Source organism: Deltaproteobacteria bacterium CG11_big_fil_rev_8_21_14_0_20_49_13 (genome assembly GCA_002796305.1).
GTDB lineage: Bacteria > UBA10199 > UBA10199.
The window spans coordinates 16,627-36,713 of the sequence record PCWZ01000043.1; the positions used below are offsets into that span (position 1 = coordinate 16,627).

Genomic DNA, 20,087 nt, shown 5'->3' on the forward strand with positions numbered 1-20,087 from the left:
ATCGCTCATGGTGAGCCTGTCGAACCATGGGCGACTATTTTCCAATTATCCCATCCAAAGGGCTCGATGCGGTTGCATAAAGTTTTCTGGGGATTCTCCCTGCCTCAAACGAAAGCCTGCCGGCTTCTATGGCATATCTCATGGCCTGCGCCATCTTCACGGGATCATTTGCCCCGGCAATGCCCGTGTTCATAAGGACCGCCGTACAACCAAGCTCCATCGCTATGGCTGCGTCCGAGGCACAGCCAACGCCTGCGTCTACTATCACCGGAACCTTAACGGTCTCTAAGATTATCTGAAGGTTAGTGGGGTTTCTAACGCCCATCCCGCTCCCTATAGGCGCGGCAAGCGGCATGACCACGGCGCATCCTGCGTCTTCAAGTTTCTTGCAAACTATGGGGTCATCGCTGCAATAGGGAAGGACCACAAAACCGTCCTTAACAAGAGACCTTGCGGCCTCAAGAGTACCTTCATTGTCTGGAAAAAGTGTCTTTTCGTTACCGAGGACCTCTATTTTGACCCAATTCGTGCCAAGCGCCTCACGGGCGAGCCCGGCAGTAAGCAGGGCATCTTTTACATTGTAGCAACCGGCGGTGTTCGGGAGGAGCCAGTGTTTCTTTCGGTCGAGATAATTGAAGAGATTCTCTTCCGGTGCACCGTTTAGCTTCACGCGTCTTATAGCCACGGTTACTATCTCGGTGCCGCTTATTTCAAGCGCACGTTGCATCTGCTCAAAATTGGCATATTTGCCCGTTCCCACCATCAGCCGCGAATTGAACGTCTTGTCTGCTATTTTGTATGTCATAATGTATCCCCATACTTTGCTGGCCTGTGACTTTGCTGGCATTGCTGGCTAAAGCTCATCCTCCTCCAACCGCATGTATAACCTCTATCCTGTCGCCTTCTCTGACCCTGGTCAAAGGATGCTCGGAGCGAGGGATAACCCTATCGTTTATTGCCACCGCAAGGTAGGTTTGGTTGAGTTTTAATTTTGTGAGGAGGTCAGTCAGAAGTTCCAACCCTTCCAATTCCCGCCTTTCACCATTAACGATTATATGCGACATGGGTCCGTTTGCTATCAGATTGAACGGCCTTTGTCAACGGTTGGAAAGGCAGGCATTTGTACCACTGCCTTGACATAATACCCGTTCCGCGACTGTGTTTTCAGGAGCGGGTGAGGTATTCAAGCGACCGGTGTTCGGTTTCGCTCAAACGCCGCGAAACCGGCACCTCGGCGCTCGGTCACGGCGTTTATTGAGTTGGCTGCCGATGCCGTGCCCTCCGCGACGTCGCTTTCACACCTCACCCGCTCCTGAAAACACACCTGCCGATCCTTGAGTGAAGTCATCATTGGTTGATAAGGTCTTAGGGGAGATGCCGGTTGTGAGGACAATGGCGCCTCCGACGAATCCGTTTTTTTTGAGGATGAGGAGGAGTGACCGCGAGCCGTACGAGGTCAAAAAACATGTAAGCGGCTTTTAATTTTGGCGTTTGAGCGAGCTCGTCGCAGTGAAAACGCCAAAATTCAGCGGTCAATTTAAACTTCACCCTTCGACAGGCTCAGGGTGAGCGGGATATAAAACACCAAAGCCGCACATGTTTTTTGGCCGAGAAGGCGAGCGGTCAAGCTTGGCCGAACAAACGGCATCTTCCCTAAGACCATAATTATTAATGTCGCGGAACGGGTATTATGACTGGTTCGAAAGCAGGTCAAAAAGCCTTTTGACCTGAGGAAAAGTTAAGTGTTTAGGGCCGGAGGAGTCGATGATGTAGTCGGCGAGGGGTATCTTTTTTGCAAGGGGCCACTGGGTGCATATCCTGTTCCTGAAACGTTTCTTGCACCTGTCATACATGGCTTTTTTGGAGCAGGCGACAACGATCTTTACATCTACCTTTTTGTCCCAGCCGGTCTCAAAAAGGAGCGGAACTTCGACCACCATAAATTTGCACTTATGCCTTATGACCTCTCCACTCGGCCGCCTCCGGTGGGCTTGCTCGAAGGATAAGACTGCTTTCCAAATTGCCGGGTGAAGGATGCTCTCAAGTCTCTTTCTTAAATATGCGGCCGCGGCCCCTTTTGCAAAAACGATCCTAGCAAGTTTATTTCTGTCGATCTCGCCCTTATCTCCCAAGATCCTCCGCCCAAATAGTGCAACGGTTCTATAATATTCAAGCCTCCCCTTCTTTAAGAGCTCGTGTGCTATCGTGTCGGTGTCGACGGTTGGCACACCAAGCCTGTGGAATGCCTTGGCAGTAAGGGATTTACCGGTTGCAATGCCTCCGGTAAGGCCGATCAGTTTTATTCGTTTGGGGTTTTGTCGCATGACTTCTTGTTGAACAGTTCAACAGCCGACTTTAATTTAAGGACGATATCGATAAGCGGCCTTACGGCGCGTTCACCGTGGGCACAGACCTCTTCGACATGTTTCGTGACCTCGGCATCGTTCGAAGCCTCGAGCATTTGAGAGACCGATTGGACCACCTTGTTCCATTCGGGCTCAAGCTTGGCGTGAAGCATCTTCAGATGTTTGTTCCTCTCGGCCTGTTCCTGCATCGTGCCCCATACGGAATCTACAAAATCGTTCACCCCCCACTCTTTGCCTTTACTGGCCTTGCTTGCATTGCTGGCTTTGCTGGCTATTTTCGCCTTGCGGCCTTTCTTATTTTTCTTATTTTTCATAATTTATCCGATCGCACGTCATTCTGGGCGTTAGCGAAGAATCTCCCGAACCAACTTACGGGGGATCCTTCGCTTCACTCAGGATGACAGTTCTTTGTATAAATTTTTCGCCAGTGCCGACAGTTGTTCCTTTGTATTGAGTCCGGGGTCGTCCAGGACCAGCTCCATGAGCCCTTTTATCACCTTCCCCATCAAAGGACCAGACTTTATTCCCATTTCCATAAGATCGTGGCCGTTCATGGCAAGGTCCTTGGGACCGAAAGGCGGTTTCTTTTCCAGCTCTTCTATGATCCTTTTCTTGAGTTTCAGGACCCCGCCGACACCGGCCGGATATTTTCCGCCCCTGTTATCGGCGATACGCATATCGACAAGTTTCATTATAAGGTCTTTGCCTGTCTTCGCCACAAAGCGCCTTATCGCCTTGTCGGAGTAGAACGACTTGGTCTCGAACATGTGGTTCTCTATGAGAGTAAGGACATTTTCGGGGTTCACGCCTATTACAGTTACCTTCAGCGCATCCATCCTCTTCTTCGCTATCCTCTTGGAGACTATCTGATGGCCGAAAAAGGCCACGCGCTTCTGCTCGGGCACAAAACGGGCGGTCTTTGCCTTGCCGACATCATGAAAGATCGCCGCAAGCATCAGTTCAAGATCTCCCCTGTGCTGTATCAGATGGTCGCTTGCCGCTGCATCGAGCACTATCATCGTATGTTCGTATACATCGTGACCCTTATCCTGCTTAATGCCCTTACATGCCGATATTTCCGGAAAGACAAAAGGGAGGACGCCCGTCCTGTCCATCAGCTCAAAACCGCGAGACGGCCTTTCGGCCAGAAAGAGCTTTCTTATCTCATCGATGATGCGTTCACCCGAAACCGTCTTTATAAGCTCGGCGTTCGCCTCCATCGAGGCGAGCGTTTCCGGATCTATCTTAAGATCGAAGCGCGCGGCGAACTGGATCGCACGAAGGAGCCTTAACGGGTCCTCCTTGAAGGCCTCTTTAAAGACCTGACGTAACGTCTTTCTTTTAATGTCGTCCTTGCCGCCGAACGGGTCTATTATTTCTCCGGTACGGAGGTCTTTGGCCATCGCGTTGATCGTAAAATCCCTGCGAGAGAGGTCCACAAAGACGGGAAGCGTATGATCGTAGCTTACGTCAAAATCGCGGTGGCCGCCACCTGTTGAGACCTCTTTTCTCGGGATAGCGATGTCGTGAATGACACCCTTCTCATTGAACGGAGAGAACTTCAGGACGCCAAACGACTTGCCTACGAACGTTACCGTGCCGAATGGCCTTAAGATCTGCGAAAGCTTTTCAAGCGGGATGCCGGTGACCAGATAGTCGCTGTCCTTTTTGGGATGGCCAAGAAGCTCATCGCGCACACTTCCGCCGACCTCATAGATCTCGCCGCCGGCTTCGTGTATGATTTTCTCTAACATATAGATCGGGGTCAGGCTTGACTTCTTGACTTTAGCTTAAAGTCAAGAAGTCAAGCCTGACCCCAAAGATTATTCCTCTATATATCTATGGATCTTGGCGTCCTTCATGAGAGAGGATATCCACAATTGGAAGAACTCCTGGCCGTTCTGCGTTGCGACCGTCTTTTGAAATGTCTCGCCGTCCTTCTGCCACTGGGCTTCCTGAGGAAGGTCTATCTTTAGAGGCCTCACCACATACCACTTTTCACCTGCCTGAACTGGAGCGGCTGGAGCCCCCTTCTCGGTCCTTAAGGTAAATATCTTGTCCCAGACCTCAACGTCAATATCCGAAGGGATTATCTGGCTGCGTTCTGAAATGGAAACGGGGCCCACCTTTTTGGTTTTTCCCTGTTTCCCGGCCTTGGCAAGGTCTTCGTTGTCGAATTCGGTAACGTCGAAGGTCCACTTTGTGTTGCTCATATCGAAGAGCGGCTTTGCGAAAGGGGCCTTTTCTTCGGTCTTAAAGACGCTCTGCACGTTCTGAATGATGATCTCTTCTTTAAGAAGATTCTCATAGTCCATATTATATTTTTGCGAGAAGTACGGCAGGAAACGGCGTTTGTACATATACGGATCGAACTGACCGTTCTCATCTTTGGCGGCCGGGGAATTTTTGATCGCCTCGGCAAGTTCCATGTCTGTAGGACCCACGCCTATCTTATTGCCAAGCTGGTCCACGATCGACTGCTGGATGAGCTGGTTTATAGTTGTTGCGGTAACGCTCTTTTGGATCCCTTCGGGGAGGGGCTCTCCCTCTTTCCCTTTGAATATGTTCTGATACATCTTGTAGGTGTTATCGTAGGCGAGCTGGAACTTGGGCCTCGTTATGATCTCGCCGTTGACCCTTGCCACGACCGTTCCGCCCCTCGCTCCTTTGTCACGCTGCGACATTCGGCTGTATCCGAAGAAGAATACGAACACTATGATGATGATGCCGAATATTACCTTTACTCCCCAATCCGCCGATTTCTTTCTTATAATGTCTAACATTATATCTCCTCCCGTTTTGTGGCGTGTATTCTACCTATAAGCTCCAAAACCGCAAGGAATTTTCGCAATGCTAAGCTCCCCGTAGCATCGCAACAAATATCTTTAACGTCGTGGAATGTAAAAATGGTTTGCAGAACTTGGCGGTTATGTGGTAGCGAGTTCGGCAGATGAACGTTATCTATCGCACTCGAAGGCTGATGTTCCTGATACCGCACGGTATCTGGCGTGTCATTCTGGCGTCATATCTTCTTCTGCTTATCTTCCCGAATAAGATGTGGCAGGGGCCTTCACCTCTTCCAAAGAGGAGCCCTTCCTAGAGAACTTGAACTGGCTCGATATCGCAAATAGACCACCGGTCAGCGTGATAGGAATTATCTGCATCAAATGATATGTGGCGCCTATCACAAGCGCCGTCTCCTTGTCCAGCCCCATAGATGTATAAGCAAGCACGCAGGCAAGTTCAAAAGTACCGAGCTGTGCGGGCGCAGAAGGTACAACTATGGCCAGGTTTACGGCTATCAGCACAAGTAGCGAGCTCCAGAACGGCAACACGACTCCAAAGGCCACCTGCGTCATATAGATCATCGAAAGCTGAATGAGCCACGAAAGAATCGAGGCGAAGATACCTTCCAGAAATATCTTCCAGTTGCGCAAAGGGGCTATCCCCTCCTGAAACTTTTTAAGATATTTGTGTTCTATGTCCCGCGTTGAGTAGATGATCGCCACAGTGTAAAGGACCACGGTAACAATGAGCGAGATCGTAAGGCCGTAGTGCATCCATTTTGGAACGTTCGTGAACAAGATAAGTGAAGCGGCTAAGAGCAAAAAGCTTATCGCCTCTACTATCTTATCTGAAACGAGGCTCGCCGTGGTTGTAAACCTGCTGACCTCGGCATCTTTTCCAAGAAGGTGCACACGAACCGCCTCGCCAAGCCTTGCGGGGAGTATATTGTTGGCCATGAAGCCTATGTTCACGACCCTGTACATAAGCCAGAACCTTATCTTCTTGATAAGTTTCAGCATCACAAGCCATCGCCATGATTTGAGCGCCAAAACCACGTAGTTTGCAAGGACGATTGGGACAAGCCAAAGGGGTTTAATGGAAGCAAGCGAGGCCCTAAGTTCGTCGGAGCTAATATTCTTAAAAGAAAAATAGATGGCAACAACGCCAATAACGATACCTACCGTTTGGGCGATATATCTATTCTTGAGAATTTCTTTGAAGCTCTTCATAATATGAGACGACCTCTCTTGCTATCTTGCTCCATGAGAAGTCTTCGGCCCTTGCACGGGCATGTTCGCCTATTTTCTTTCGTGTTTCGGGCGAATCTAATAGTTTATTAAGCGCATTTGCAAGGTTTTTGTGATGCGGCTCGCCGCAAAGAACACCATCGACACCACTTGTTATCATTGCCTCATATGCCGGCATCGAAAAGGCGACAACCGGCTTGCCGGCGGCCATCGCCTCCAGGATAGTAATGCCGAACGAGGCCTTGGTCGTGGGAAAGCAAAAGATGTCGGCGGTTGCGTAGTAATTGGGTCTGACCCCATTGATGTGGCCCAAGAAATGGACATCATCTGCGATCGAAGCCGGGACCATGGATGTATAATAGAGTTTTAGCGGCCCATCTCCACCTATTATGAGCCGGCAATCGCTGCGCGCTTTTCTTACCTCAACGAAGGCCTTTATCAGATAATCAAGCCCGTTCCTTGGTTCCAACCTTCCAAGGTAAAATATGTTCTTTTTATCGTCGCAATATTTTTCTATCTTGGGCGCCGCCGGATAGAACTTGTTTATATCGACGCCGTTGGGAATGATCCGGTAATCTCCCCTGAAATAGCGGTTCATGCTCTCCACGCACAGATGTGAGACCGCTATCCTGCCATGGAGGCCGTCGAAATATTTTTGGATGGGGCGTCTGAACGTCCTTAAAAACCCGCTGGAACTGAAATGTGTATGAAACGTGCCCACTGTTATGGTGTTGGAATATCTCTGAAAGAAGAACGGCAGTGTAGGAACGAACGGAGAATGGATATGAAGAATATCAAATTTTTCCCGTTCTATTATCTTCCTCACCTTTCTGCCCAGATCAAAACTGACCGTAACGCGCGCTATCGAACCATTTGAATAGATAGGAAGGCTCTTACCTATCTTTATTATCCGGACGTCGGTTTTGACGCTGGGATCAGGTCCGACATCGGAGGTTATGATGACCGGTTCGTGCCCAAGTCTTTTGGCCTCCAAGCTAAAATGGTGGACATGCTCGGTGATCCCGCCGAGGAGAGGATAATAATATTCGGTTACGATGCCTATTTTCATTTAACTGTCATTCCTGCGGCATTAGGCAGGAATCTCCCTTATATCCTTGTCATTCCTGCGGCCTTAGGCAGGAATCTCCCTTATATCCTTGTCATTCCTGCGGCCTTAGGCAGGAATCTCCCTTATTTATTCGTTGACCAACCCTTTATACAAATCTTCCCAGTCAGGATTATCTTTCTCAATCAATCTGACCTTCCAATCTCTTTTCCATGCCTTCAAATGTTTCTCTCTTGTTATTGCTTCTTTAATATCTTCATGCTCTTCAAAATATACAAGACTATGAACATTGTATCTGTCGGTAAATCCTTCAACTAAATTATTCTTATGTTCATATACACGTTTTATTAAATTTGATGTAACACCTATATATAAGACACCGTTCTTTCTGTTGCTTAAAATGTAGGTATAATACATTCTATTCGTGAGATCCCTGCTTACTACCGCAGGGATGACACACCTTTATTCGTGAGATCCCTGCTTACTACCTCAGGGATGACGCACCCTTATTCGTGAGATCCCTGCTTACTACCGCAGGGATGACAACCTATTTACTATTTTGAAAGGTCGTGAAACACGAGTTTCACCTGCGTCGAGAAATCAACGTCATTATTGCCGCTCCTGAAACCATCGTTCTTCACGGCATCTATCCCGGCTTCGCCGTAGATATTCATCACTTTTGTTATCTTTTTCTGGCCGGCAAGTTTAAAGAGGAAATGATGTTCGGTAATACCTTTTTGGGAAACATATATGCCGTTATTATTACCGTTCGAATCAAAGGTAAGTCCGTATTGATCGCTTGATCTGTATAGATATCTCGCATTCGCCCTTATGAACTCGTTCAAATTGAACTGATATGTAGAGGTTATGTATGCTGAATAAGTATCAGACCCGGCGTCATAGCCCATGAATTTATCATCCAGTGCAAAACCATCCCTGTAAAAACCGTGTCTGTAGGAGAACTGGCCCGTATAGATAAATTCTCCCCGTAGAGAGAGCCTATTCTTTTTATCCAATCTTGGAAAATAGATCCCGCCAAGCCAGTTGGCATCATTTATAAGCATAAAACCATATTCCTGCTGTGTGTCTTCTAGTAGAACTTTGCCATACACCTCCATGCCAAGTAATGGTGGGATATGGAACGTGGCATCGGCGCCCATCAGGTGGTTGGAAGACGCACGACTATTCCCTGAATTAAAAAGAAACCCTATGAACTCGCCTATCGCGGTTGTAACACTAGGGTTAACGGCACCCTCTCCACCCATCATAACTGCATGGTCAAATCCAAGATCGAGCCAGTAGGCCGGTTGATAATCTACCCTGTATCCGGAAAGTATCGTGTTCTTTGGCTGATAATCACCGCCTAGAAGCGAAAAGAAGGCGGTAAAACGCCACTGGCCAAGGTGCTTAAGTACCCACGGAAGCCTGAATGTAGAGGGCGTTGTGAGCCTTATCATGTCCTGTGCATGTGCGTTGTTGCTGAAAAGAAGGCTGTATTCACCCGGACCCCAGATAAGCGCATCGCGACCTACCTGAAGCTCAAAGTTCTTATATCCCGTCTTAACATATCCGCGGTAGAGCGTAATACCGCCGTTCTCGATATCGCCGGAACGCAAATAGAAGAGAGGCTGAACATAAAATGAAAAATATGGTGTTGCGGAAAGCCGGTGAGATGTATCGAAGTAGAAGTTGCTATATTTTTCATAGCGCTGGCCGTCTTTATAATCCAAAAGAGGCTGAACAGTACCAGATGTAGTGCCAAGCCCGCTCGGCATGGCCTCTTCCTGCTGATTCGTGGCGGTCCATGAAAAACCTGCTGTATCTATCGGTCTAAATTCCAAACTCCTTCCCTTGTTGCCATCGATCAATGCGATATCCGCACTAAATTCATTCTCAAGCTCACGCATTATAGGCTCAACTCCCTCATCGGGGGCCTCGATAAGCCTTCCCCTTGCCTCAACAACAAGTCTTGCGACAGTAAACCTCGAGAGCGGCCTTTGGTTGGGGCTATAGGTCTTTATGAGCTTGCGAGATGCGAGCTTAGCCAGATAGCTGTAGACAACATCATCGTACACGTTCACATCTACCTGCTGAATGGCAAATGATGTGGCAGATATGATAAGTATAATTGTCATTGCGAACGCAAGTGAAGCAATCCAGTTAACGCACTGGATCGCCACGCCCCTTCGGGGCTCGCGATGACATGTAGATCGCTTCGCTACGCTCGCAATGACATGAGTTTTACGCATCAGATCTCCTCTTATTGAACAAGACCATCAGCGCGGGGGCAAGGATCACCGCAGCACTGATGCATGTCAGCTCTCCTATGATCGCGACCCATCCGAACGACGCAAGCGCCTGATTGTTGGCGACGATAAGCACGGAATAGCCAATGATCGTGGTGAGCGAACAGAGCATGACGGCAAGCCCAGTATGCCTGAGCGAATGTTCAACGTTCTCCATTTTATCGCGCACAAGACGCATCACCACATTTATCGCGTAATCGACACCTATCCCGAAGGTCAGTGGGAGCGCAATAAAGTTGAAGAAGTTAAGTTTGATCTTCAGGAGTGCCGCAAGCCCAAGCATCGTGATTATGCCCACAACAAGGCAGATGATTATCACCCAGGAGGACCGCCAGTGCCTGACGACAAAGCCTACAAAGATGATCACCATGATAAAAGAGGCCAGGGTCAGAATGGGGGCCTCGTCCCTTATGGCCTTCACAAGGTCCGAAAATATCATCGAGGCGCCTGCCGCGTGAAAGATGCGGCCGTCTTTAAGCGTGAATCTCTTTATCGTGTCCGAAAAACGTGTCAGATTCCTGCCGTCGGAAAGGAGCATGCCGGGCCTCGGGTTCACAAAGACAACGACACCCTTGTTCTTCTTCAGGTCCTCAAAATGTTTGGTGAGGGCATAGGGAATATCGTCGATCGTTAAAAGGTCCCCTTTGAGGGATTCTCTGATAGGATCGACCTTGTCCTTTAGATCGCCTTTAAGGCCGTTGATATACTCCTCATTCTTTGCAAATAATATCCTGAACTTTTCAAACTTCGGTATCTTCTTTTCCTGATCCTTGGGAAGAAGGCTGTATATCGAATAGCACGAACCGACGCGGCGTTCCGACTCCGGAAGCGCCATGTTCTTTTCGTTTATGACATCACAGACAAGCGGCGCATCTTCTTTTTTATCCAAGAGGACAACGGCAGGGGTCATCGAGTCCTTAAAGAGCTTGCTGACACGTTTTTCCAGGGCCTCGGTCCCGGAGGCGACGCTTGTCTTGTTCCTAAGCTTCGTAAAATCGTATTCGATGGCATCGGGAACGAATTGGGCGACAAGCAAGACCGAAAGGACCGCGATAGTTATGGAGACGGCCAGGACCTTTCCGGGGGAATGAACCACGCACGACGTAAGCTTGGCGAAGACCGCACTCTTTCTTGGAGACTCGGCCCCTTCTTTCACGGTCTCCCTGACGCGCTCGGTTATTAACGTAAATATGGGAAGAAGAATGAATGTGCCCAGCCAGCAGAGCATGACTCCGACGGCCCCTATCATCCCGAACTGGTTGAGCCCCTTTATCCTCGCCAAAAGGAGGACGGCAAAGGCGACGGCAGTGGTCGATGCGGCAAGGAATGTGGAGCTTAATGTGTTCCTGACCGATATCTTCATGGCGTCGGCCGGAATGCGGCCCTTCCTTCGCTCTTCGACATAGCGAGCCATTAGAATAATGCCGTAATTGATACCGGTTCCGAGGATTATGGAGCCCAAAAATGCCGTCTGGCTGTTCAAGTAACCGATGGAAAGATAGGTAAATGCGAACGTCCACGAAAGCGCGATTATGAGCGTTGTGCCAAGCAGGAACACTATCCTGATGCGCAGGAAAAAGATACTGATAGCAAGTGCGACCAGAAAAATGCAAAGGAGCGCGGTCGAGACCACGTCCTTTTTGAGCGTATCGTACTCCTCCACCGTGCTCTTAACGTTGCCGCAAAAACCGATCTTCATTGAAGGGTCATAAGAGTAAGGATCAAGACCGGCAACTTCCTGCTCCACGTTGTTTATCAGCCTGCGGGCGTTCTCAACAGAGAGGCTCTGCTCATAGGGCCTTATTATCATGATGAGCATGCGGCCCCACTCACCTCCGTAATAGTTCTCAAAGGCCTGAATGGGGGCGGTGTAGTTCTTCTGGTTCCGGCCCTTTATCTCATCTATCTGGGCGGTCAGGGGGTCCTCGTCCGCAAAGTCTATAAAGAGGCCCGACTTGGTGAGCTTCTCGTAATCGATCCTTCGCTGGATGCTTCCGTAGAGCTTGTCTATGTCTTCAATGTTTATGTAATATAGAGTATATTTTTCGTAGAACTTCTTTATGTCATCAGATTTATAATCAAGGTAACGGATGGTCCCTTCGGGCAGCTTTTCAATCCTTGAAGCAAGGTCATCCATGAACTTTTTATTGGCATTAACATTGGGGCTTTCGGCGACAACTATGAGGCTTCCTACCCCGCCTATGCGCTCAAGGGTGGCGTTAAGGTCCTTGACGCTTTGGTAATTATCAGGAAGGAGCTCTTTTAAGTCCCCCTTTATCGATAACCTGGACGACAGGTAGAACGAAGCGATCGATGTGAGAAGAACCGCCGCAAGCGCGAGAAAAAGGTGCCTTTGAACGAGGTCTATGTATGCGGAAAAACCGCGGTGTATTCTATCGGATATCATAACGGGCCCTGAAACCGTGCCAGGCTTTTAGAACATATTCCGAAAGCGCGTAGGCCACACCCGCCACAAAAAGCCCTGCAAAGATATCGATGACCCAGTGGTGGCGCAGATAGACGGTGGAGAACCAGAGCCCAAGGACGAGCGGTATGTATATCAGCCAGATGGTGCCGAATATTCGATTAATACTCCTGAACTTCCACGCAAAGAAAAGCGCGACCGCAGAAATGCCGACGTGCAGGCTTGGAAATGCCCCGCACGGAACGACGGAGAGGCTGTCCCAGGCGCTCTGCAACCGGTCGAAGATATAGGGACCGTGAAGGACGTGCGGATTCGTGTAGAGTTCGGTTATAAAATAGCGCGGAGGCGATGTCGGCCAGGCAACATAACCTATGAAACCCATAAGGAACGTGAATGTTACGGCCAGGGCCATCTCCCTGAACTCGGAACGCCTGTCTTCATGAGAAAGAAAGAACATAAGAACGAGCGGGAAGACGAAATAGAGGGCATAGCAAAAGGCCATGATGTCGGTAAGTATGGGCGAATAGATCTTCTGTGCCCAGATGGTTGGTTCAACGCCAAAAATAGCGATGTCCCAGTGGTAAAAGACCCCGGCAAAGTCGTGTTTATAGAAAAGTTTGCTCAGGTCGTGAAGGTTTTCGTAGATGAACGTGACCAAGAGGAAGGGAAGCCAGTCGCGAAGGATGTGATGCGGAAGCTTTCTCTCCTCCGGCCTGAACCTGGCAAGGATAGAGTGATAGATAATAAGGGTCAAGGTGATGCCGACCGGCAGACCCAGGGACGCCTGAAAGAACCTTATGTGACCGCCGGCAAAGATTATGGTAACAAGGAGGACGAGGGTCATAACGACCGCAAGCATGAGGTCAGGGCCCGCAAGGGCTATAAAGGCAAGGATTCTTTTAAATAACCACCTGGAGTGGGACGTCAGGATACCCTTTTCTTCGTTCAAGGATGTAGCATGAGTTGTGGTGCCATTTGCCATAGAAGTGGCGGCTTTTGTATCTGTTTTGGCGCTTTTTTGCAATGACTTTTGACAAATCATTGAAATTAAACTACATTGTCGCCCACCTTGAAACCACTTTTTAAACACCTTCTAACCACCTTTAAACTCCTTCTGTTCCTCATGCTTCCTCCGGCCATGGGATATGCCCAAGTTTCAAATAACATCCCTACAAATGACTATTCTTACGCCCTGATAGACAAATTAGCCGCCGTGGGCCTTATTAAAACCCCCATCACCGCCCAACGCCCATGGACCAGAGATTATGCGGCGCGGTTGGTCACGGAAGCCATGTCCAACAGGGATGAGCTGATCAAGGGCCTCGAGTCGCCGGATAGACCTGAAAGGGGTGATTACAAGAGTTACAACAAACTCCTCGCCCAAAAAAGATTCGTGGATGCGATACTAAAGGAACTTTCGGCCAAATATGGCGATGGATTGCATGTCATTGCGAGCCCAAAGGGCGAAGCAATCCCATGCGATCAACTACATTATAATGACATTCAATTTCATCCACTCTCATCCGCCTCCCTCACCTACACATACCTGAACAACTCCCCGCTTCCGGTCGGCGCGGCCCCTCCCAACCGGATAAATGACCAATTCTACCCTCTGGCCGCCAACCAAGAGGGCCGCCATTATGAAGAAGGCAGCAACTACTACATCGAGACCGAAAGTTCCCTCACATTTCCAAAATATTTCTCCGCATACCTGCGCCCCCAGTTCCAGTTCATCTATACAAGCACAAGTGCCGGCGACGAGGCCCATGCCTACATCCAGAACCTCTATGTCAAGACAGGGATAAATAGTTTTGAGATAGAGGTTGGACGAGATCAACTTGTATGGGGAAATGCATTGCATGGGGGCTTAATGTTCTCCGATAACCCAAGGCCTCTGGACATGGTCAAGTTATCGACATCAAAACCGGTAAAGATACTTGTCCCGGTGGAGGCAACGCTCATTGCGGCAAATATGGGACCATCTTACGATCCCGAAGATGCTTGGGTTTGGGGCGGCAAAATAAATGTAAGCCCGTTCGAATGGCTGGACCTCGGTTTTGCCGACATCACAGAAAGCAAGGCAGGTCATTCGTCAGTGAACCGGATAGGATTTGACGGAAAGCTGGTTTTAAATGGACTACGCGGGGTAAATCTTTACGGGGAGGGATATATTGAGAATAGAGATGATGAAAAGTTCGGCTGGCTTGCCGGTGTCTATTTCCCAAGGTTTGACTTCATAGGAAAGTGGTCGCTACGGGTTGAATATGAGAACATCGCCGCGAACACTTATACGAGCTCTAAGTACCCATCGGGCTGGGCGCTAAATAATTTGTTCATCGGAAGCATAATGGGACCTGATTCACAAAAATTCACCGCATCAGCCGATTACAACTTCACGCCGCAGACTAAATTAGGGCTTGCCGGAGGTTACATGGAAAGAAAAGGGGTAAATAACGAATCTCATATCTTTAATGCCTACACATTTGCCATCCCCTTCCAAGATAACCGACTTAACTTCTATTCATCCCTCGGCTGGGACTACGTAACAAATAGTAATTTTACATCAGGAAACAACAAAGCCGACCTGATGTTCCAGGCCGGCCTCAAAATGAACTTTCCGGAATTTTAACCGCCGCTTACTGCTTCACTGTTCACTATTCTCTGCTTCTCTCTGCTTCAAACTCCGCGCCTTTCGTACACAATCATCGCCGCGATCGTGTCCGAAACGTGCGATGAGTCATGGCAATATCGACCACTGTTTTTTTTCGTTTCCGAAAATCCATGATCGGTCAAAAGAACGAGAGGGCGGCCGGATCCTATCAACGGCAAAATATCTTTTATAACGCCGCTGACTTCCGCAACCGCCGAATCCATCAATTGATGCAACGGCTGCGTCGTTGCATGCAAGAGGCGGTCTATTATTCCAACTCGCAGCCACATTGAGCCTTTACCCGCTTCCTCCTTGATCCGTTTCCTTACCTCCAGCGTTTCAGCGTCGGCAAAATAGCAAATGCCCCGATTTTTAAGGATCGCCGATATTGCATCCGCATCCGACGTGCCAAAGAAGGCCCTCTGCCACGAGCCAGTATCTGCGCCATTAATGCGGCACCAATTTTCACTAGCGACATTCATTCCATCGCTCTTTCTGATAAATTCGCCTAGTTGGGCCACGATATCCCATCTGGCAGCGTCCAGAAAGAGGAACACGGCATTCTGATGCTTTTCAAATACGTGGCTAAATTGCTCTTTCCATTCCGGAAGCCCGGCAAACATGCGATCGCGAACATCTGTCTGTCGCAACATGGCATTACGCAACTTTTCCACGATTTGCATCGACGGAAAATCGTTCCGGTAATGGCTCTCCGCCAAAAAAGAAATCGCGTATTCGCGCCGCGACTCTGAACGAATCAACTCGCCAACCGGCGCATCGAAAAATGGCTTTGCGACGATAACGGCCGCATCGCATATTTTTTTGATGTCGCCAAACTGGCAATCTACCGCGGTTGCTTCGGGCCTCCATCCATCTATCAAATGATTTATCAGATGTTTCGCGGCTTCCATGGCAAACGTCCGGCAGCACCGCTCGCGCTTGAGTATTTGCAATATTTTATCGCCGCTGGCGTTTACAAGGCCGGCCAGATCCGCCATTTTCTTGAGCCGCGTTCCATCAACAACAAGTTCTGCCCCGGAGAAGCAAGCAACCGTTCCGCTTGGTATTACAAGGGCTAATCTCGCGCTCAAATCATCCAGTTCGTGATCCTTGATCCACACCGCGAGCAGAGAATCGGCCATGGCGGCAACGTCTCCGTCCCCTTCGTTCATGTCTATCACAACATCGCCTTTTTCATAATTCCCAAGCCATTTTTCAAATATTTCGCGAACCAGCGAAGGAGGCAATTTTCTGCCGGAAAGCCTCTCTGAAAGATCGCCGACCTTTCTTTTGACGATTGTCACTTCGCGTTTGAGCGCCTCGTTCAAAAGAAACGCCGCATCGGGAGCCAAAAGTTCCACGAATGCGCCCATCTCCAAATTTTCGCGCAATTTGTGAAATATGCTCTCAAGCGTTTCCGACTTCGTCCGGTCTAAATCGCGCAACGCCGCTATTCGTGAAACAAGTTTTTCCAGAATAGCCGGGCTTGAAAGCGCCAAAAACGCCTCTTTCAGGCCGCCTTCCGCCATTTTTACGATATCTGCGGCATTTGCAAACTTAATCATCTTGCCCGGCATGAACCCGCAGTCGCAATGCGGCTTCAGCCGCAAAAACGGCGTGGCCGCTCTGTCACAATAGAGCGACAACGCCGCATCAATGCGCGCCTTGATCGAATCAAACCCGTCCACAAGGTGAATTCCAGAAATGCCACTTGCAAGCGAAAGCGCACGCATTTTCTTCATCTCAAACAGCTGTTTGAGCTCCTTAAAGCGCTCCTTGGGAAACGCGCGCGCATGCTCATCGACATACCATAAAGAATAAGATCCCAAAAAAGCGTCAAACGCGGAAAAAATGTCGTCTACCTTGTTATGCAAAACAACTTCAGTAAGGCTCTCCAGAAGACTTTTTAAATCCGCAAGCTTCTGCGCGGCCGGCGGCGGCATAACAGTCCCCTCCGGAATCCCCCTCAAATAATCCGCAATGCGAATCACCCGCTCTGAATCGCCAACCGCAAATTTTTCAATCGCACCAGCCGTTTTCAATATTCCGCCGAGCTCCGGCGGCGAGGCCGAAAGATACTGCGCAAGCCCCTTTGCCGCCCCCTTCGAATCTTCAACGCCGCCCATCGCTTCAAGACCGCCATTAATAACGGCCTTCGCCTTTGCAAAATCAAAACCGTCGAAAATAGGATATTTGCTGATGGCTGAAAGAGCAGGAAGCGTTTCCAAAGAAAATCTTTTCATCAGGTCGCGAGCTTCCAACAATCTTCCCCACGCTTCCCTCTGCGAAGAGAGCGAAAAAGATGCGCTCTCGATGCCTTCGGTAAGATACCCATCCAAAAAAAGGCGTTTTTTGAGATCTGCCGGAAGAAGCTCGCCGGTGTTGATCTCGTCGGCCTCTTCAACATGCGAAAAGCCGACGATGCCGGACGGAATGCGCCGGCCTCCTTTTTTGATGTCGACAATGCCTGTGTGGACAAGCGACACGATGAGCAGTTCGGCCATCTCTTTGGTAAGGCCGTATTCTCCCCGCCTGAGGTTGCGCCTCAATGCTCCCATCTTGCCGTCCTTTTTGATCATGCTCAAAACATCGCTCGCCAGGGATGAAAAAGAAGGATCCGCCTGCATGACAAAAGACGGGCCCTGAACGCGCGCGAGCCCCATCGGGATCAGCACACCTTCTATCATCGTGCGGCTGTTGTTCTTGCGCGCTGCAGCCATGGTAACGCGTCCGGGCGCAATAATTGCTTCTATCAGCGGCATAAGCGTCCGGCGCGACACAAATTCCACCTCCGGAGCCACCTCCAAAAATTTAGGATGGATTCCCTTAAGCATTTCAACGACCGGCCTCGCCGCAAACCGTTCCATTAAGCCTGCGGGATTGCCGGAAGCGAACGCACGCTCTTCTGTATGGCCGCCCCAGACAAACTTCCCTTTTTTAAATCCCGACTCGACTATGCCGGCCAGCCTTGTTTTTTCGTCATCAAGCTTGCGAACGGCGTCTTCCTTGACCGCCATTTCAACGCTTGCATCTTCCGACAAAATCTTCACAGCGTAATATTTTTGCATCTCTGAAAGATCGGTCTTATCAAAATCAGGAATCCAGTATACGGCTCCATCCGGAATCGGTTCATTTGTCGGCAGCTTAAAATCCGGCGGGCAGAGGACAATCGCGAAATCACGGTCTGCGCCGACGATCTTTTGCTCAACCTCCGCAAAAGAGAGCGATTCCGACCATAAAATGCCGCCCCGCCTCTGCGTTCCTCTCCATTGAATAATCAACTCGTTGGCGGCTCCATTTAACGCTTCGCGGACGGGAATTTCCGACGAAACTTCGCCGAATACCGTCCTAATTGCGCGCTTGTCGGATGACGGCAGAGAAGATAAAACGCGGTCGATCTCCTTTTGCAGAAGGTTTTTGGCATTGCGTTCTAAAGAAATTTCAAAGACGCGTTTTCCGGCCTCCTTCTCATGGCTCGCATGGAGAAAAAGCGACGCCCTAAGGAGAGGTTCCAAAATGACGTCCGACAGATATTGCTCGTTCGCCTTCGACGACACCTCGCTTGGGGCCATCATGAGCATCCCGACAAGTTCGGAAACGCTCTTAGGCCTTTCGAGTTCGGCAATTTTATTTAAAATTAAAATATCGCAGGCGCGATTCGCAAGCGAAAGGTCGCCTTCGTCCGCGAATGTCTTTTTGGCGGCGTGTTGCATATCGCGCCGCACAAGCGTATCGAACTCCGCAAATCGTCCGTCCTCTCTGATTCTGTCCCTGAAATGATCGTAGATAGCATCTACGGTAACGAGGGTTTTGTCGGGCCCGTCAAGAAGACCCTTTACTCCCCTCTTCGCATCGCCCTTCACTTGTGAAACGATGAAATCTACAACACCCCTGTGGGCGGAAAGAAGGCTTTTAAGCCCCTCCAAATAACGGATAGTCGAGGGATGAATCGGATAAATGCGGTAAAATTCCTCGAAATCAATTTTAAACTGCGGAATGGTTTCGCTGTACTTCGCCCATACCTCGCGGATGCGCTCCCTTGCCCCCTCTTTTTTGCGTATCAGCCTTCCATCTATCAAACCCTTGATATGGGCCTCATCAAGGGACATTTTTACGGGATACCTGTCCTTGATCTTTGCTATGACGTCGCGGGCTATATCGCCAGTCTGTTCGATGGCCTCCTGCAGCGAAGCTACAATCCAAAGCTTTTCCGACAGCGCCAACTCACCCATAAGCTGGAGATAGCGCGCGTCTTCGTTGAGCGCTACGCGCGACGGCTTCGACTTCAAAAATTCCGAAAGCTCGTCGATAACGATAACGACCCCTTCGTAACCGAGCGATTTTGCCGACTTCACAATTTGCGAAAGGAGCGTTGCCGGCGCTGTTTCCGGCATTTCAGGGCAATCCGGGTGGGCCTTAATATATCCCCACGCCGAGACAGCCGCCTTATCGGGATCTTCCTTTAATTTTTCCCATGTCGGCAGGCCGCGGGAGATAAAATATTCGTCCATGCCGGCCGAATCGACCGGCCTCACAAAGCTATCGACATAGTCTATGAAGCGGGACCTTTTTGCAAAATTCGCCTCGGCGCCCAACGCGCGAACATTCCTCTCCGCCTCGGCAAGAACCGCGTCTTCTAAGCGCCTGTCGTTCCGGACATTCACCAGCGAAACGCGGCAGGGCATGAATCGCTTTTCCATTGCGGCGCTAGCCAGCGGATTTTCGGTCCGGCAGGCCACTTCGCCGGAAAGGACAAGCGAAACGTACGACAAAAAGTGCGATTTCCCCGAACCGTACGGCCCGACAAGAAAATGGCCCCTTCCTTTTCCGTCTCTGACAGACTGCGCGATCAGGCTAAGATTCCGCTCCACCTGGCGCGTGAGAACAAACTCGCCAACCACACCTTCGCGCTTAGTTCGATCCGCTGCGTCGTCTAGGCGGACGACCGTCTCAACCACCGGCACATCAATTATATCGCGCATTAACATGTGATACACATTAGACCTCCAGCAACCATCTAATCACGTTCGCATGAACAGCGTTATGCTTTTTGAGGATATCTGCAGAAATGCTATTATTCAACGTCAGGATTAGATTCTGACCGTTTTTGAGATATTTATCAACCAACAAAAAAGCGCCCAACTCTCTGGCGCAATTCTGTTCCTCAAGATCGGCGCAAACCTGATATTTGTCAAAAAACCCGTTTTCAACATCCAAAATAAAATCGATCTCCCTCCCCC

At 49.6% G+C, this 20,087-nt stretch carries 14 protein-coding genes; 1 reads left to right on the plus strand and 13 read right to left on the minus strand.

Annotated elements, in window-relative coordinates; all coding sequences use genetic code 11:
• Nucleotides 1-34: 34 nt before the first annotated feature.
• From COV46_03655 to COV46_03710, 12 genes are all read right to left on the minus strand, one after another.
• Nucleotides 35-805, minus strand: coding sequence for a thiazole synthase (locus tag COV46_03655; protein PIR17574.1), 771 nt, complete (start codon nucleotides 803-805; stop codon nucleotides 35-37).
• Nucleotides 806-860: 55 nt separating this feature from the next.
• Nucleotides 861-1,064, minus strand: a complete 204-nt coding sequence (gene thiS, locus COV46_03660; protein PIR17575.1) for a thiamine biosynthesis protein ThiS — start codon at nucleotides 1,062-1,064, stop codon at nucleotides 861-863.
• Between the two features lie 624 nt (nucleotides 1,065-1,688).
• A complete protein-coding gene (locus tag COV46_03665; GenBank protein PIR17576.1) occupies nucleotides 1,689-2,324 on the minus strand; it encodes a dephospho-CoA kinase in 636 nt (211 codons plus the stop codon).
• Nucleotides 2,300-2,680 (minus strand): hypothetical protein, encoded by a 381-nt coding sequence (locus COV46_03670; GenBank protein ID PIR17577.1) that lies wholly within the window; start codon nucleotides 2,678-2,680, stop codon nucleotides 2,300-2,302. Before COV46_03670 ends, COV46_03665 begins: the two co-directional genes overlap by 25 nt.
• Before the next feature lie 78 nt (nucleotides 2,681-2,758).
• Nucleotides 2,759-4,120: a hypothetical protein gene (locus tag COV46_03675; protein ID PIR17578.1), complete on the minus strand. Its 1,362-nt coding sequence runs from the start codon at nucleotides 4,118-4,120 to the stop codon at nucleotides 2,759-2,761.
• Between the two features lie 69 nt (nucleotides 4,121-4,189).
• Complete coding sequence (locus COV46_03680) at nucleotides 4,190-5,149, minus strand: hypothetical protein (protein ID PIR17579.1); 960 nt, start codon at nucleotides 5,147-5,149, stop codon at nucleotides 4,190-4,192.
• A 255-nt stretch (nucleotides 5,150-5,404) separates the two neighbouring features.
• Nucleotides 5,405-6,382, minus strand: coding sequence for a hypothetical protein (locus COV46_03685; GenBank protein ID PIR17580.1), 978 nt, complete (start codon nucleotides 6,380-6,382; stop codon nucleotides 5,405-5,407).
• Nucleotides 6,351-7,469 carry a glycosyl transferase family 1 gene (locus tag COV46_03690; GenBank protein PIR17581.1) on the minus strand — a complete coding sequence of 373 codons (1,119 nt, stop codon included), beginning with the start codon at nucleotides 7,467-7,469 and terminating at the stop codon, nucleotides 6,351-6,353. Before COV46_03690 ends, COV46_03685 begins: the two co-directional genes overlap by 32 nt.
• Nucleotides 7,470-7,595: 126 nt before the next feature.
• Nucleotides 7,596-7,883, minus strand: a complete 288-nt coding sequence (locus COV46_03695; GenBank protein ID PIR17582.1) for an endonuclease — start codon at nucleotides 7,881-7,883, stop codon at nucleotides 7,596-7,598.
• A 137-nt stretch (nucleotides 7,884-8,020) separates the two neighbouring features.
• The gene (locus COV46_03700) at nucleotides 8,021-9,715 is read right to left on the minus strand and encodes a hypothetical protein (GenBank protein PIR17583.1); all 1,695 of its coding nucleotides are present in this window, start codon (nucleotides 9,713-9,715) and stop codon (nucleotides 8,021-8,023) included.
• Nucleotides 9,708-12,179, minus strand: coding sequence for a hypothetical protein (locus tag COV46_03705; protein PIR17584.1), 2,472 nt, complete (start codon nucleotides 12,177-12,179; stop codon nucleotides 9,708-9,710). The genes COV46_03700 and COV46_03705 overlap by 8 nt, the downstream gene beginning before the upstream one ends.
• Nucleotides 12,166-13,239 (minus strand): hypothetical protein, encoded by a 1,074-nt coding sequence (locus COV46_03710; GenBank protein ID PIR17585.1) that lies wholly within the window; start codon nucleotides 13,237-13,239, stop codon nucleotides 12,166-12,168. Before COV46_03710 ends, COV46_03705 begins: the two co-directional genes overlap by 14 nt.
• Before the next feature lie 27 nt (nucleotides 13,240-13,266).
• Here COV46_03710 and COV46_03715 point away from each other — a divergent pair, with 27 nt between their 5' ends.
• Nucleotides 13,267-14,826: a hypothetical protein gene (locus tag COV46_03715; GenBank protein PIR17586.1), complete on the plus strand. Its 1,560-nt coding sequence runs from the start codon at nucleotides 13,267-13,269 to the stop codon at nucleotides 14,824-14,826.
• A 47-nt stretch (nucleotides 14,827-14,873) separates the two neighbouring features.
• On the opposite strand, the gene COV46_03720 is transcribed toward COV46_03715, so the two are convergent.
• Nucleotides 14,874-19,829, minus strand: coding sequence for a hypothetical protein (locus COV46_03720; protein PIR17587.1), 4,956 nt, complete (start codon nucleotides 19,827-19,829; stop codon nucleotides 14,874-14,876).
• Nucleotides 19,830-20,087: the final 258 nt, after the last annotated feature.

Bases quoted from the DNA above. Each gene is read 5' to 3' on its own strand.
- COV46_03655 (PIR17574.1), bottom strand. From the start codon at position 805: ATGACATACAAAATAGCAGACAAGACGTTCAATTCGCGGCTGATGGTG.
- thiS (PIR17575.1), bottom strand. From the start codon at position 1,064: ATGTCGCATATAATCGTTAATGGTGAAAGGCGGGAATTGGAAGGGTTG.
- COV46_03665 (PIR17576.1), bottom strand. From the start codon at position 2,324: ATGCGACAAAACCCCAAACGAATAAAACTGATCGGCCTTACCGGAGGC.
- COV46_03670 (PIR17577.1), bottom strand. From the start codon at position 2,680: ATGAAAAATAAGAAAAATAAGAAAGGCCGCAAGGCGAAAATAGCCAGC.
- COV46_03675 (PIR17578.1), bottom strand. From the start codon at position 4,120: ATGTTAGAGAAAATCATACACGAAGCCGGCGGCGAGATCTATGAGGTC.
- COV46_03680 (PIR17579.1), bottom strand. From the start codon at position 5,149: ATGTTAGACATTATAAGAAAGAAATCGGCGGATTGGGGAGTAAAGGTA.
- COV46_03685 (PIR17580.1), bottom strand. From the start codon at position 6,382: ATGAAGAGCTTCAAAGAAATTCTCAAGAATAGATATATCGCCCAAACG.
- COV46_03690 (PIR17581.1), bottom strand. From the start codon at position 7,469: ATGAAAATAGGCATCGTAACCGAATATTATTATCCTCTCCTCGGCGGG.
- COV46_03695 (PIR17582.1), bottom strand. From the start codon at position 7,883: ATGTATTATACCTACATTTTAAGCAACAGAAAGAACGGTGTCTTATAT.
- COV46_03700 (PIR17583.1), bottom strand. From the start codon at position 9,715: ATGCGTAAAACTCATGTCATTGCGAGCGTAGCGAAGCGATCTACATGT.
- COV46_03705 (PIR17584.1), bottom strand. From the start codon at position 12,179: ATGATATCCGATAGAATACACCGCGGTTTTTCCGCATACATAGACCTC.
- COV46_03710 (PIR17585.1), bottom strand. From the start codon at position 13,239: ATGATTTGTCAAAAGTCATTGCAAAAAAGCGCCAAAACAGATACAAAA.
- COV46_03720 (PIR17587.1), bottom strand. From the start codon at position 19,829: ATGCGCGATATAATTGATGTGCCGGTGGTTGAGACGGTCGTCCGCCTA.